General features: G+C 47.7%; 7 protein-coding genes. 6 read left to right on the forward strand and 1 reads right to left on the reverse strand.

Features of this window, described 5'->3' with window-relative positions; genetic code table 11:
• Positions 1-822 precede the first annotated feature (822 nt).
• From H6H02_RS13525 to H6H02_RS13540, 5 genes are all read left to right on the forward strand, one after another.
• Positions 823-1,641: a choice-of-anchor L domain-containing protein gene (locus H6H02_RS13525; RefSeq protein ID WP_190818450.1), complete on the forward strand. Its 819-nt coding sequence runs from the start codon at positions 823-825 to the stop codon at positions 1,639-1,641.
• Between the two features lie 434 nt (positions 1,642-2,075).
• Entirely contained in the window at positions 2,076-3,524 is a 1,449-nt protein-coding gene (gene atpD / locus H6H02_RS13530) for a F0F1 ATP synthase subunit beta (protein ID WP_190818452.1), read from the forward strand.
• A 98-nt stretch (positions 3,525-3,622) separates the two neighbouring features.
• A complete protein-coding gene (atpC, locus tag H6H02_RS13535; protein ID WP_190818594.1) occupies positions 3,623-4,039 on the forward strand; it encodes an ATP synthase F1 subunit epsilon in 417 nt (138 codons plus the stop codon).
• Between the two features lie 60 nt (positions 4,040-4,099).
• The gene (locus H6H02_RS26880; RefSeq protein ID WP_206757280.1) at positions 4,100-4,237 is read left to right on the forward strand and encodes a hypothetical protein; all 138 of its coding nucleotides are present in this window, start codon (positions 4,100-4,102) and stop codon (positions 4,235-4,237) included.
• Between the two features lie 521 nt (positions 4,238-4,758).
• Positions 4,759-15,177 (forward strand): CHAT domain-containing protein, encoded by a 10,419-nt coding sequence (locus tag H6H02_RS13540; protein WP_190818454.1) that lies wholly within the window; start codon positions 4,759-4,761, stop codon positions 15,175-15,177.
• A gap of 27 nt (positions 15,178-15,204) precedes the next feature.
• Here H6H02_RS13540 and H6H02_RS13545 read toward each other — a convergent pair whose 3' ends face one another.
• Positions 15,205-16,077 carry an S-methyl-5'-thioadenosine phosphorylase gene (locus tag H6H02_RS13545; RefSeq protein ID WP_190818456.1) on the reverse strand — a complete coding sequence of 291 codons (873 nt, stop codon included), beginning with the start codon at positions 16,075-16,077 and terminating at the stop codon, positions 15,205-15,207.
• A gap of 244 nt (positions 16,078-16,321) precedes the next feature.
• On the opposite strand from H6H02_RS13545, the gene H6H02_RS13550 reads away from it, so the two are divergent.
• A complete protein-coding gene (locus tag H6H02_RS13550; RefSeq protein ID WP_190818458.1) occupies positions 16,322-16,525 on the forward strand; it encodes a hypothetical protein in 204 nt (67 codons plus the stop codon).
• The last annotated feature ends 40 nt before the right edge of the window (positions 16,526-16,565 follow it).

Below are 16,565 nucleotides of genomic sequence, written 5' to 3' on the forward strand. Positions count from 1 at the left end.
ACAGAGCTGTGTCTTTACAGAAGGCACAGCTTTTTTATGGCTACTAACTTGCTCTTGCTACTGTTATCTCGTTACTGATTCAACGATTAAGGTAATTTCCGCCGCTAGCTGGAACCCAAAAGTAATACGGCACTCTCTCAAGTGAGGAAACATAGGAGCGATCGCTCTGAATTCACTTGCCTCATTCAAAGGTGCGATAGCGAAGCGCTGACTTGTCAGTTCGCGTCTTGCCTCAGAATGCCCTACGAGCGATCGCCCAAGAATGGAGCTAAGGTCTTGCAGGCAGATTGCGGGTAATAGAAACTTACTTTCTACGTAGTATTACTTAAGCAATTCCCTGTTACAACCAATTCAAAGCTTCATAGAATCTTCATTTAGTTTTTAGCTGAAAATTAGTATTAAAGCTTGATTGGATAAGACACTTGGCAATTTTTTTCCCTTACCACTGATTTTCTGATTGTATATTTTCTGTAAAGCTGCGGATAAATCTTGATGAGTCACCGCTATACGGAAAGCTGCTTTCAAGCCTTGATACCTAAAAATTGGCAGCAAGGTTAAAACCTAAGTAATTTCTACAATTCATCTTATTTCCAATTTTATGGAAATTCACTTGTTGAGATTTCTGAGCGAATACATACTTGTATTGGTCTGAAGAATGATCAGAATTAACGACAAGCTTTTCCGAAATACTCACATTCTTCCTTGTATTCAAAGTAAGCCTAAGGAACGAACTTTCTAAGTATTTACAGCTTCTGTTAATAGAAAAGCTGCGAACACCTGGGTATTTTTACTATCAACATCTAATCTTGTGTGAGACGGACTATGAATCTTTTTGCTAAAATCTCTGCTTCAGCTGCCATTGGTGTTACTGCTGCCCTGACCATGTTTGGGAATTCAGCAATGGCTTTCACGGTGACTCCAAACAACAATACGAATGCTTTGCTGAATGCCCTGTTGGGCGATACGACTGGACTGAGTAACTTTTCTGTCAATGCCACAGGCAATGCTGATGCTTTTGGTCTTTTCAATGACGACCCCTTCGGTTTAAAAGACGGCATCGTCTTGAGTACTGGGAATGTCACCGATGTAGTCGGTCCTAATGATTCTGAAGGTACTTCAGGTGCCGGAACCTTGGCTCAGCTCGATATTAGCTTTGATGCTGGCGCTTCAGTAGAGAAGCTGTTCTTCCAATATGTCTTCGGCTCGGAAGAGTTCGTAGAGTGGGGTGGTTCCCAGTTCAACGACTCGTTTGAACTGTTGCTCAATGGCGTCAACCTAGCGAAGTTGACCGATGGCAAAACCGTCACGATTAACAACCTTGTTCCCAATGCGGCTGGTCCTTATCACGCCGACTACATTAACAATCCCCTAGGGAGTCTTGGTACTGAGTTAGATGGTTACACCAAAACCTTGACCTTTGAGGGTTTAGTGAACAAAAACGCCAAGAACACTCTCAGCATCAAGATTAAGGATATAGGTGATTCTTCATTCGATTCTGCTGTGTTCATCAAAGGGAATTCTGTGGGAGTCGTAGAGCCTCCGAAGGATGTCCCAGAACCCAGCTTAATGCTCGGCTTGCTGAGTGTTGGTGGGATGACCTTGATCGGTCGTCGCCACAAACAAAAAGCATTGAAGGCTTAATTCGGCTGGGATGGCAAAGATAATTTCGGTGGTTTGCCTATCTTAGGCGCAAGAGTCCGACCTTTACCTCAGAACGCATAATTTTTGAAAAGGCTGTGTCTTTACAGAAGGCACAGCCTTTTTTATGGCTACTAACTTGCTCTTGCTACTGTTATCTCGTTACTGATTCAACGCTCAGGGCAATATCGGCCACTGGCAGAAACCCAAAGATGTTACGGCACTCTCTCAATTCAGGACATAAGAGAGCGAACTGACAAGTCAGCGCTAGGCTAACACCTCGCTTCGCTAACGCGATCGCATCTTATTAGAGGGATCAACTCAAGCTGCCAGACAGATTCGGCATCCTTTCAGTGGTACTCTGGAGAATGGCATTGCTAAATGTTAAGACCGTTTTCCTGTATCTATATAGATAGATTCACCACATAGGCACAAGCATGGTAGCCACCACAGACAAGACAAACGTAGGGCGTATTACTCAAATCATCGGTCCCGTTATCGATGCGGAGTTTCCCAGCGGCAAGATGCCGCAGATTTATAATGCCTTAAAAGTTGAAGGCAAAAACGAAGCCGGACAAGACGTGTCCGTAACCTGCGAAGTGCAGCAACTCTTGGGCGACAACCAAGTGCGTGCTGTTGCCATGAGTACCACCGATGGCTTGGTGCGTGGCATGGAAGTAGTAGACACTGGCGCTGCCATCACCGTACCCGTTGGCCCTGCCACTCTGGGTCGAATTTTCAACGTTCTTGGCGAACCCGTAGACAATAAAGGGCCAGTCAATACTGAAGAAACCTTCCCCATCCACCGTCCCGCTCCCAAGTTCACCGACCTGGAAACCAAGCCATCGGTGTTTGAAACCGGAATCAAGGTATTAGACCTGCTGGCTCCTTATCGCCGTGGTGGCAAGATTGGTTTATTCGGCGGTGCTGGTGTTGGTAAAACCGTCATTATGATGGAACTGATCAACAACATCGCGATCAATCACGGTGGTGTGTCTGTGTTCGGCGGTGTGGGAGAGCGCACCCGCGAGGGAAATGACCTCTACAACGAAATGAAAGAGTCTGGGGTTATCAAAGAAGATAACCTCAGCGAATCAAAAATCGCCCTGGTCTACGGTCAGATGAACGAGCCACCGGGAGCGAGAATGCGCGTAGGCTTAGCCGCACTGACAATGGCTGAGTATTTCCGCGATGTCAGTAAGCAGGACGTGCTGCTGTTTATCGACAACATCTTCCGGTTTGTGCAAGCTGGTTCAGAAGTATCGGCGCTACTGGGACGGATGCCTTCTGCTGTGGGATATCAGCCGACTCTGGCAACAGATATGGGCGACCTGCAAGAGCGAATCACCTCGACCACCGAAGGTTCGATTACCTCCATTCAAGCCGTCTACGTACCAGCCGACGACTTGACCGACCCCGCACCAGCCACCACCTTTGCTCACTTGGATGGAACCACTGTGTTGTCTCGTGGCTTAGCAGCGAAAGGGATTTATCCCGCTGTTGACCCCCTAGATTCCACTTCCACCATGTTGCAACCCAGTGTTGTTGGTGAGGAACACTACGCGATTGCTCGTGAAGTTCAGGCAACCCTACAGCGCTACAAAGAGCTGCAAGACATCATCGCCATTCTGGGTTTGGATGAATTGTCTGAAGATGACCGCTTGACGGTGGCTCGTGCGCGTAAGATTGAGCGTTTCTTGTCTCAGCCGTTCTTCGTGGCAGAAGTCTTCACCGGATCTCCGGGTAAATATGTGAATCTGCAAGAAACAATCAACGGTTTCAAGAAGATTCTGTCTGGAGAGCTGGATTCATTGCCAGAGCAGGCTTTCTACATGGTCGGCAATATTGATGAAGCGATCGCTAAAGCTGAAAAAATCAAAAGCTAGTCCATAGGCATTCGCCATTAGTCATTAGTCTTTTTTCACTGGCTAATGACTAATGACTAATGACCAATGACCAACTAACCACTGACAACTCACAAATTATGGCTTTAACTGTTCGCGTTGTTTCTCCCGACAAAACTGTTTGGGATTCTAGTGCTGAAGAAGTAATTCTGCCTAGCACTACAGGTCAACTCGGTATCCTCAGCGGTCATGCTCCTTTATTGACCGCTCTGGATATCGGTGTTATGCGTGTCCGTTCTGGTAAAGAGTGGGTGCCCATTGCCCTCATGGGTGGCTTTGCAGAAGTGGATAGTAATGAAGTAACCATTCTGGTTAACGGTGCCGAGCGCGGCGACAAAATCGATCGGGAAAAAGCCCGTGCTGCTTATACCGAAGCTGAGGCAAAGCTTAATCAGGTTGAGGGTAGTGGCTCCCGTCAGGAGCAAATTCAGGCAACTCAAGCCCTCAGACGCGCCCGCGCTCGTTTTCAAGCCGCTGGTGGCATGGTTCAAGCCTAAAGTCTGTCAATACTCAAGTCTTCTAAAAAGCTTCTCCTGTAACTGAACAGGAGGAGTTTTTTGTTTGGGACAAGACGGGCGCAGCCAAAATGGATACGCCCTAAAGGATTGGCGACTATCGTTTCCCTTGCAGGAGAGGAGCTAGGGGAGAGGTTAACAATCATGAGGATTGCACTCAGTGAAGCGATCGCTGCTTGAGCAATTTATAGCGGTCCTCAATTGGGTGGAATATATTGCAGCTCTAACCTTCGGTCGGGATATGGCAATGCTATGTCCTTACAGATGTATCCAAAAATTCCCATATCTGATAATTTTTCGCTCTATCCCTACTTAAATCACCGAGCCAAATTAAAACGTATATTTCGGCTAATAACTACCAATAAAAAATATACAAATATTTCTATATATTAATAATTGTTTTTACATTTGCCTGTTTGCTTTTGGCAAAAACTAATTGATGGCTAGCCTGCTTTGTCTAGAAAATCAGATTGACTGCTGAATGCAAAGACTTAAACAAGCAGCCCGTAAAGAGTAAAGCAACGATAGCCAGCTTTGTAAACTTTTTATTAAGCCAGATAGGTATCTTTATCAACTCTTTAAATCATTCAAAACCTAATTAATCATTCCTTTATCAAACCTGTGATATTACGGAGTCATCCAGAAAACCGGGGTAATCTAGAATTACCGCGAATTTTTCATCAGCCCTAAGGAAGAGATTGATGTCAGTATTTACCAGCAAAATCGGTGCCCTGTTAGGCCTGTTGTTGTTTGGGGGTTCTGTAGATGCTACATCCACCTCAGCTCAGTCAATCATTGCAGCTCCCAATGACACGAATACTCTGGTTAACCAGAATGGAAATCAGATTGACATCAGTGGCGGCAGCCTTTCTAGCAATGGCTCAAATCTCTTCCACAGCTTTAGTCAGTTTGGGCTGAATCAAAACGAGATAGGCAACTTCCTCTCCACCCCATCCATTCAAAACATTCTGGGTCGCATCAATGGGGGAAACGCCTCGGTAATTAACGGTCTCATCCAGGTGACAGGGGGAAATTCCAACCTGTTCTTGATGAACCCCGCTGGCATTATCTTTGGCGCAGGAGCCAGCCTAAATGTGCCTGCCTCCTTCACCGCCACCACTGCTAACGGCATTGGCTTTGGGAGTAATTGGTTCAGCGCCACGGGTGCCAACGACTATAACGCTTTAGTTGGTACGCCCAACGGCTTTGCCTTCGCAATGAGTCAGCCGGGAGCGATCGCAAATGCCGGAAACTTGGCAGTTAACACCGGACAGAATTTAACTTTACTCGGTGGAACCGTAGTCAATACCGGGCAATTGTCAGCACCAGGGGGTAATATCACGGTGGCAGCAGTGCCTGGTGAGAGCGTAGTACGCATTTCTCAGGCAGGAAGTTTACTGAGTGTAGAAATTCAACCCTTAGCAGCAGCAGGTAGTCAACTGAATGACTGGACGCTGCCAATTCCTTCCTTACCTCAGCTGTTGACAGGTGCTGGGGAAGTCGGAAACGCCACTAAAATGACCGTTGCGGCTGACGGCACAGTTCATTTAACAGGTTCCGGTACTGCAATACCCACAGATACAGGTACTGTAATTGCTTCTGGTTCCCTGAATACCTCAAATACTGCCTCAGGACAAACCGGAGGCACTGTCCAAATTGTCGGCAATAAAGTGGGATTGGCGGGTGCCAATATTAACGCTTCCGGCACCCTCGGCGGCGGCACAGTGAGAATTGGCGGCGATTATCAAGGGAAGGGAACGCTACCAAATGCATCTCGCACCTACGTCAGTAGCGACTCTCTGATTGCCGCAGATGCTCTCCTCAACGGCAACGGCGGTAAGGTAATTGTCTGGGCAGATGAGACAACCCGCTTCTACGGCAATATTACAGCTCGTGGCGGCACTCAAGGTGGAAACGGTGGATTTGTCGAAGTTTCGGGTAAGGAGAATTTGCAATTTGCTGGAGTAGTGGATACTATGGCTCCTTTTGGTCAGGTGGGCACTCTCCTGCTTGACCCCAAAAATATTACTATCACCTCAACCGGAACCATTACTAAAACTACGGACATACTCAATAACAATGACTTCGATGAATCTCCAGCCGCTAATGTAACAATCACCGGAAGTGCCCTTTCATCGGCGATTAACTCAGCTAGCGTGATTTTGCAGGCAAATAATGACATTACGGTTGATGATAATGTCACGGGTACCAAGGCTGGAAATGCACTGACCTTGCAGGCGGGTCGTTCTATTGGCATCAACGCTGGGAAGAAAATTACTTTAAATGGAGGCAACTTTAAGGCCACCATTAATGACCAACAAGCTATCCTCGCTAATCGAGATGCGGGTGCCGCTCAATTTAGTATGGGTACTGGCTCCCAAATCATCACCAAGGGCGGTTCTATAACTATTGAAAGTGGAACCGCAGCCGCCAGTGACAGTATTATTTCCCTGTCTGGTAGCCTTGACTCTTCTTCTATTACTAGCGACGGGGGAGCGATCGCGCTGACTGCCAGTGGCGACATAACTACCAATAGCTTAAACTCCAGTGCTTCTGTTACGGGTAATGGGGGTGAGATCACCCTCAAGAGTACGGGGGGAGCAATTAAGACAAATGGAAGTTTGGATTCTAGCTCTACAATTGGCGGCGGAGGAGCGATCGCGCTGACTGCCAGTGGCAACATTGCGGTTAATAACATCAATTCCTCTGCTATCACTGGTGCCGGGAAAGATATCATCCTCACTGGCAACGTGTTGCTGAATGACAATGTCACCTTCAAAACCACAGGGACTACTGGCAACGGTAACATCAAAATCGCTGGCACACTGAATGGCATAGGTACAGCAGGCGGTCAAATGCTGAATCTGGAAGCTGGAACTGGTGGCAGCATTGAGTTCGGTGGTGCTGTGGGTAACAGCAAGCCAATCGGCAACCTCACTGTCGTTAGTGCTAACAAGGTCACGCTCAACGGTAATGTCACCACAACCAGTAGCAGCAACATCAGCTTCTCCAGTCAGGTCAATATAAAAGGGGATGTGGCACTGACAGCCGATGAGATTAACTTTAACGGCGGCAATAATTCAGTTAGCGGAGTCGGCCAACTAACTCTCCAACCGAAAACAACCACTCAAGCGATCGCCATCGGTGGTACTGGTACGGCAAATGTTTTGGATCTAACAGCGGCAGACTTGGCGGCATTGAAAGATGGCTTTAGTAAAATTACGATTGGGCGAAACGACGGGAGTGGAGCGATCGCAATTGATTCTGCTGGCGTCACCTTCCAAGACCCCGTGACTATCAAAGCTCCTTCAGGCTCAATTGCAGTGAATGGGAAGATTACAGGGTTAGATAACGCTTCAATCACGCTCGACGCTGCAACAACTACGCTGAAGCAAGACATCACCACTGCAAGCGGGGACATCACCTTTAATAAAGATGTCGTGCTTGGTGCAGATGTCTCGCTTTCTTCCAATGGGGGCAATATCACCTTTAAGAAGACCGTTAATGGGGACCAAAAGTTAACACTTGATGCTAGCAGTGCGGGTGCGATTCAGTTTAACGGAGTTGGCAACGAATCAAACCCGCTCAACAGCTTGATCGTTAGCGCCGCAGATGTTGTCAACGTAACTGGTAACATCTACACTGTCAACGCTCTGACTTTTAACAGCAATGTAAACCTTAGTGGTAATACAGAGTTTAATGTCAAAACTGGTTCCCTGACCTTCTCTAAACTCCTGACCGCAGGCAGCCACGCACTGACTCTAACAGCGGATGAGATTAACTTAACCGGGGGAGCCGATTCAATAACTGGCACCAATACCGTTGTACTTCAGCCAAAGACACCTAGCAAACAGATTGCGATTGGCGGGATGTCTGATAGCGAGACAGGATTGACACCCGTAACGGATATTTTGGATCTGACAGCGACAGACCTTAGTGTATTAAAAGATGGCTTTAGCTCCATCACTATCGGACGGAATAATGGCAAAGGCTCCATTAACGTCAATGCGATCGCCTTAAAAGACTCGCTCTCCGTCCGGTCTCCTGAAGGTGGCAACATTAACTTCCTTGGCACTGTCGATGGGGCGAATAATCTAACCATCAATGCTGGTACTGGGACAACAACCTTCCAGGAAGGCGTCGGGTTAACAACCCCCCTGGGAAATGGAACTGGGTCTGCCATCACCCTCCTCTCTACCGGATCAACCACTTTTTCCAACCAGCTATTAACTAACTCCGGAATCAGTGCCACTGGCTCTGTGGAGTTCTCTGGCAATGTCAAGATTGCAGCCGGAGATACAGAGACTACCCTCAACGGCGACGTCACTCTGGATGGAGTAAGTTTTGAGGCCGGTCGTAACGTCACTTTTGGCAATCAGACGACCCATAAAATTACCCTAAAAAAAGGCCCAGTTTCCATTAGCACCACAGCCAACAACGGCAATCTGGAATTCAATGGGTTAGTTGATGGAGCGCAAAACCTGAGCTTAGCAACCAACGGTGCTGGAAGCATCGCCTTCAAAACCGATGTGGGTAAGACTGCTGCAATTGGCATAGGCACCGGAGCCGCTATTGCTATTACCAGTAGTAAAACTACCTTTAACAGCACCCTCACCGCTAACTCCGGTATTACGGCTACTGGCGATGTCATTTTCAAAAGCAATGTCAACCTAAACGATGGTGACACAGCCACCACCCTGAATGGCAACGTCACCTTAGATGGTCTCACCTTTAGTGCCGAGGATGGCGTTGCCTTTGGAGATACCGCAACCGACAAAGTGACGCTTTCAGGTGGAGATGTCACTGTTGAGTCTATTAACAGCGCGATCGCTTTCAATAGCAAAATTGATGGAACGCAAGACCTGAAAGTAAATGCTGGGAGTGGCAACATTACCTTTAATAACGCTGTGGGCAGTAACACAGCACTGGGAAACCTAACTATTAACAGTGGCAATCTGTTGACAATTACCGCCGCCGCAGACATAAACTTGGCGGGAAAGTTTGTGCAGAATGGCGCGGGTAATGTTGTCACAGGTGGGGATATTACCGCTAGCAGCATTCAGTTTGACGGGGGCGTTGGCTTAACTGATAGCGTCTCTTTTAATACCAGTAGCAGTAATGGCGCGATCGCCTTCAACAGCACAATTGATGGCAAGCACAATCTCACCCTGAACGCAGGTAACGGCAGTCTTACCTTCAAGAATAACCTTGGCACCGTTACCCCTTTAGGCAACCTGACGATTGACAGCGGCAATGTCAACGCCAGTGCTGCCATCAATGCCGCTAACCTCTCTCAAAAGGCTGGCAGCGGTACTTACAGTGCGATAACTGCCAGCGATATTCAGCTAACTGGTAATATTTTTAACCTTAACGGTGCCATCGATACTACGGGTGGCGGTGCCACGATTACCAACAGTGGTTTGTTGACAATTGCCCCTGCCGCAGGCATGACTCTAGCGGGAGCCTTCTTACAAAACGGTTCGGGTAAAGTTTCTACAGGTGGAAATATCACCGCTAGCGGCATTAAGTTTAACCAAGGCGTTAGCTTAAGTGAGGATGTCAATTTTGATACTAGCGCTAGTAATGGCGCGATCGCTTTCAACAGTACAGTTGATGGTCAGAAAAATCTAACTGTGAACGCCGGTAGCGGTGACATCACCTTCAACAGCACTGTCAATACTGCTAGCCTAGCTACTCTTGGAGTTGGTGGGACAACCAAGCTCAACGGCAACATGACCACTGCTAATAATCAAAGCTATGGGAATAATGTCCTGCTGACCGGCGATATCATCCTAAAAGGGGATGCAATAGATTTTTTGGGCGGAACTGATTCGGTTGCTGGCACGGGAAATCTGACACTTCAGACAGCAACGGCGGGGAAAGCGATCGCAATTGGTTTCGATCAAGATGCTTCCCATCTAAATATCAACGATACTGACCTGGCTGCTTTACAAGACGGATTTAGCAGCATCACCATCGGGAATGCCAGCGGAAGCCAAAACATCATTGTAGATTCTGCAACCTTCAAAGATGCTGTAACCATTCAAGCTGGCACAGGGACGCTGACGGTGCAGGGAACATCGCCGGGAATTACAAGTAATGCATCGATTAATCTCATCGGCGGTGCAACGACTCTTAATTCAGGCATCAATACCACAGACGCAGGCAATCTCACCATTACCAACAGTGGTTTGCTGACAGTTGCTTCGGGTGCAGATATGACCTTAACCGGAGCCTTTGTGCAAAATGGTACGGGTAGCGTTTCCACCGCCGGGAATATCACCGCTAGCAGCATTCAATTTACCCAAGGCGTAAATCTTACAGGTTCTATCTCCCTAGAAACGGGTGCTGGAAATATTAGCTTTGGCAACACCTTGAATGGCAGTCACGGCTTAAGTTTGACTGCCGGTACTGGCAACATCAAATTTACAGATGCGGTCGGGGGTAGCAACAAACTCGGTTCTATAACCATTAACAGTGCCCAAAACGTGGAAGCAGCAGCAATCACAGCCACCAGCATTACCCAAAGTGCAGGGAGTGGCACCACCACATTCAACAGCGCACTCCATACGAATAGCGCCAGCGGCATCAACTTAAACGGCAACAACTTTGTTTTCAAAAACCCAGTTACCACGACAAATAGTGGTGGCGTCAGTATCAACAATACTGGAACGCTGACAATTGAAGCTGCCGCAGATATGAACCTGGATGGAGCCTTCAGTCAAGGTGGGACGGGAGGAGTGATTACCGCTGGAGATATTACTACCACCAACGACACTATTAGCTTCAGCGGTGCAGTGAACCTAACCGGCGCAGTCTCTCTGAACACGGGTGCGGGAGTAGGTGATATCAGCTTCAGCAATACTGTCAATGGAACTCAGAACCTGAATCTAGCAGCAGGTACTGGCAACGTTATCTTTAATAATCCGGTGGGAAATAGCGCTGCACTCAGCAATTTGACCGTGAGTAATGCAGCATTGGTCGAATTTAAAAGCACTGCCAATCTGACAGGAAACCTCAATTTGACGGCTGCTGAAATTAACTTTGACGGGGGAGACAATACAATCATTGGCGGCGGTACCGTTCAGCTTCAGCCTGCAACACCCGATCAAGCGATCGCAATTGGCGGAGATGAAGGAACACCGGCGCTGGATATCACCCAAAAAGATATTAATGCCTTGGGTGGCTTTAAGCCGATCGTCATTGGTAGTGACAGCGGAACTGGGACGATTGATGTCAATGCCGTCACCTTCGACGATCCAGTGAAAATTCAGTCTCCGAATGGCACGATTAACGTCAACGGGACAATTCAGGGAGTGGATGATGCGGCGATCGCTCTCAACGGTGCAACAACCAAATTGTGGGCAAACATTTCCACCCAGGGGCAAGACATTACCCTCGGTCAACTCGGCAAAACTGTGGAGCTTCAGACCGATATTGCCCTTACAAGCCTCGGTGGTAACATCATCTTTGAAGGCAATGTTAGCGCTCAATCTAATAGCCAGCAGGGACTGACGCTCAATCCGGGTGCGGGTCAAGCGATTTTTAAAGGGAACGTCGGTAGTCCGAATCTCCTGGAGTATTTGACTATCAATAATGACTTGGGTGTGGTAATTATCGGTGGCGAAAATGCAACCTTAAAAGGCAACAGCGCCGATATATACCAGGAACTGACTGTCAACGCCAAGCAGACACTCTTATCAGGCATCATCACGACTTTGGATGGCAACATCACTTTTAATGGTGATGTCACTCTGACGGATGATACTTTCCTGAATACAGGTTCCTTGGGTGCGGGTAACATTTCTTTCAATGGTACTCTGGATAGCGAAAACGGCGAATATAACGACCTAAAGATGATCGCAGGTACCGGCAACATCTTCTTTGGGAAAACGGTGGGTGCGGGAGATGGTAAAGGCTTGGGCGCAATCTTAATCGAGAATGCTACCGATGTGACCGCCCTTTCGACAATTGTTGCAGACAGTCTGATGCAGTTATCTGGTAGCACTACGACGCTGGCGGGTGACATGACGACAACTAAGCTCGCTGGTGTAAATATTACCGCTAATAATATTCAGGCGGGAGGCAGCCTCAACACCAATGGTGGCAAGGTTAATCTAAATGGGAACGGCGGAGTCAGCGCCAACAATATCACTTCCAAAGGTGGGGAAATTAGCCTCAATAGCACTCAAGGTGCGATCGCGAGTAATGGCACTTTAGATTCATCCGGTGGCAAGGTTAATCTAACTGGCAATCAAGGTGTCACCGCTAGCAATATCACTTCCAAAGGTGGGGAAATTGCCCTCAATAGCACTCAAGGTGCGATCGCTAGCAATGGCACTTTAGATTCATCCGGTGGCAAGGTTAATCTAACTGGCAATCAAGGTGTCACCGCTAGCAATATCACTTCCAAAGGTGGGGAAATTGCCCTCAATAGCGCTCAAGGTGCGATCGCTAGCAATGGCACTTTAGATTCATCCGGTGGCAAGGTTAATCTAACTGGCAATCAAGCTGTCACCGCTAGCAATATCACTTCCAAAGGTGGGGAAATTAGCCTCAATAGCACTCAAGGTGCGATCGCGAGTAATGGCACTTTAGATTCATCTGGTGGCAAGGTTAATCTAAATGGGAATGGCGGAGTCACCGCAGCCAATATTACTTCCAAAGGTGGGGAAATTGCCCTCAATAGCACTCAAGGTGCGATACAAACGGGAAGTTTGATATCCAAAGGCGATACAGATGCTGGGGTAATTACAGTTATCGCCAATGGCAGCATCACGACGCTGGATCTTGACGCAACAGCGACTAACGGTGCTGGAAATGCGATCGCGCTTACCAGCCAAAACGGAACCGTACAGACGGGAAATGTGAAAACTTCCGGTTCTCCCATCACCGTCTCTGCTCAAGACAACATCACTGCTGCCAATATTGATTCTGCTTCCGAAAAAGGCAACGGCGGCGCGATCGCACTTACCAGCAAAAACGGAGCCATTACCGCTGCAAATGTGACCTCCAAAGGTACAACCGGCGGGGGTGCAGTCACCGTTGCGGCTCCTGATAGCATCACCACAGCAAATATTGACACCGCTTCTACCAATGGCACCGGCGGCGCGATCGCACTTACCAGCAAAAACGGAGCCATTACCGCTGCAAATGTGACCGCCAAAGGTACAACCGGCGGGGGTGCAGTCACCGTTGCGGCTCCTGGTAGCATCACCACAGCAAATATTGACACCTCTTCTACCAATGGCAACGGCGGCGCGATCGCTCTCCTAAGCGATGCAGCAGCCATTCAAAGCGGCAATTTGTTCTCCCAAGGAGCAACAGGCGGTGGAGACATTGAAGTTTCCGCTCAAGGCATTATCACTGCTGGAGTAATTGACTCTAGTTCCAGCTTCGGGAAAGGTGGTAACGTCACCCTGGCGAATCCACTAATCGAACTCAACAAAACTCCGACAGATGACATTCAAGTAGTCTCCATCAATGCTCAAAGTGGAGGGAGCGCATTCGGAGGCATTGTTAAAATTACAACCGATCGGTTCTTCCGCGCTACAGGTACCTTCACCGATTCCAAAAATCCATTTGCAACCAGCATTTCTACAATGGGAGGCTCTGGAGACGGCGCGATTCTGATTTCTCACGGAGGCGGTTCCTCCTTTACTCCCTTTGTTGTAGGAGATGCTACCAAAAACGGTACGGCTGGCGCTCTCACCACCGGAACTGGGTTCCTGAGTACGATTTTGCCATCAAAAGAATTTCCTGGTCCTTACCGCCAAGGCAATATTCAAATTATTCCCCGCCGTCCCGGAGACAACCTGCTTCCCTACTTCGGCGCGATGCCCCTGACTACGCCTACTAGCGTATCTGACGTGACCATTGATACTACCAGCGACCTGGATAACACAATTACTTCCAAATTTGACCAACATCTGGGGCAAATGGGGAATATCACCAATCCGAAAGAAGCCGCCAACCTATTGAGCAAAATTGAGAAGCTGACGAGCATCAAATCAGCGTTTGTTTATGCAGTCTTTGCGCCCGATCAAGTTTCTAGTAGCCAGACTCAACTGAAGAAAGACGATGAGCGATTAGAGCTAATTCTGGTCACAGCAGAGGGAAAAAGCAAACGGGTGCGTGTAGCAGGGAGCAAGCGATCGCAAATCCTAAAAGTCGCTGGAAGCTTGCGGAACGCCATTACCAATAAAAATAAACTGAATGACGACTATCGTGCCCCCTCCGGACAACTCTATCAGTGGCTAATTGCACCCATCAAGGACGAGTTAGAAGCCCAAGGTATCGAGAATCTAGTCTTCATTATGGATGCAGGCTTGCGATCGCTTCCTATCGCCGCCCTCCACGACGGTCAACAGTTTTTAGTGGAGAAATATAGCATCGGTCTCATGCCCAGCCTCAGCCTCACTGATACCCGTTACGCTAATATTAAAAACGCCAAAGTCCTGGCAATGGGTGCCGACCGCTTTACCAACAAAACGCAAACTCCATTGCCTGCTGTGCCGGTAGAATTGTCAATGATTACTTCTAAACTATGGCAAGGTAAATCCTTCCTCAACGAAGCTTTCACCTTGAAGAATTTAAAAGCACAACGCACTTCTACACCCTACGAAATTATCCACCTCGCAACCCATGCAGAATTTAAGTCAGGGGCACTCGGCAACTCCTATATTCAGCTGTGGGACACCCAATTGAAATTGGATCAAGTCCGTCAGTTGGGCTGGAATAAACCAGCAGTGGAATTATTAGTGCTGAGTGCCTGTCGTTCAGCACTAGGAAATGAAGAAGCGGAGTTGGGTTTTGCAGGGTTTGCCGTGCAAGCAGGTGTGAAGTCAGCACTGGCAAGTCTTTGGTACGTTAGCGATGAAGGCACCTTGGGGCTGATGACAGATTTCTACAAAGAATTGAAAAAAGCCCCTATTAAGGCGGAAGCTTTGCGACAGGCACAGCTAGCAATGTTGAAAGGAGAGGTACGACTAGAAGGGGGAAAACTGCATACTCCCGATGGCAATATGCCTCTACCTTCCTCTCTGGCATCAGTCGGAGATAAAGACCTCAAACATCCTTATTTCTGGTCAGCTTTCACAATGATTGGTAGTCCTTGGTAGAAAGTTAATGCCTGAATAACCCTTTGACTACAAATACTTCTTCAACAGCAACTCCATTTTCTCCTTTGTTGCTGCCGGAATGTTCTCCAGCCGCGTGAGAATTGCATATTTTAAGGCAGAGTGGGCATCAGAAACTGGCGGATTTTCATTCAGACGCCGGACAGTTTCTTGAATCACCTTTTGAGCGTTGGTTGCATTGCGTTGCAGATTGGCAATGACCATTTCTACCGTTACGCTGTCGTGATCGGGGTGCCAACAATCGTAATCGGTCACTAATGCTAAGGTTGCATAAGCAATTTCTGCTTCTCTGGCTAACTTCGCCTCTGGTAAATTAGTCATGCCAATGATTGTGGCACCCCAACTGCGATAAAGATGCGATTCAGCTTTTGTAGAAAATGCGGGTCCTTCCATACAAACATAAGTACCACCGCGATGGAGCGTGACATCGGGTAAATCTAAAGATGCGATCGCATCTGCCACAACTCCAGCCAATTGATTGCATACGGGATCGGCAAATGCAATATGAGCCACAACCCCTTCCCCAAAAAAGGTAGAAACTCGATGCTTGGTACGGTCAATAAATTGATCCGGCACTACCATATCTAAAGGTTTCGCTTCTTCTTTGAGAGAACCCACCGCAGACGCAGAGATTAGATACTCGACGCCTAGCTGCTTCATGGCATAGATATTCGCTCGAAACGGCAACTCCGAAGGCAACAGCGTGTGATTGCGACCGTGACGTGCCAGGAAAGCTACCCGCGTTCCTTCCAAAGTTCCCAATATCACAGCATCAGAGGGTAAGCCAAAAGGCGTGGAGATTTGCATCTCTTCCACATCTTTGAGTGCCTCCATTTTGTAGAGACCACTGCCACCGATAATCCCAATCCGAGCCTGAGTCATTTTTTTGCCTTCTTGTTACAATGCCACGCTATTTTACGGGATATTCGGGAGTGTTTGGATAGACAATCTGATTTGGAGCTGATTTGTCAATGATGAGAATCACCAAATTATGAAGGAATTGTTACATTCTCTTGAAGAAGGCGATCGCGCACGCTTGTAAAGAAATATTACAATATCTTTATATGTCCCTAGAATCTCTTTCAGCGAGATTCGCAGCATTATTACATAAAGTTGCTAGAAAACTATGTCAGCTTCAGCGAGTCTACCCACAGTCTCAGTCAAACAAATCGTTGAGCGAATCTTTGTTTTTCGCCAAATTTCTCGTACCGATCAACGTCTATTGATGTCAACATTCCAATCGCAGGAAGCGCTGAGTGAAGCAGAACACCAGCTCATTAATCGGGTGTTTGATGCACTGAAACAGGGATTACTGAAGGTAGTGGATTAATTAAGAATGGTTTACTTATAACTTTCTTTATCTCAAATAA

Source organism: Coleofasciculus sp. FACHB-1120 (genome assembly GCF_014698845.1).
GTDB lineage: Bacteria > Cyanobacteriota > Cyanobacteriia > Cyanobacteriales > FACHB-T130 > FACHB-T130.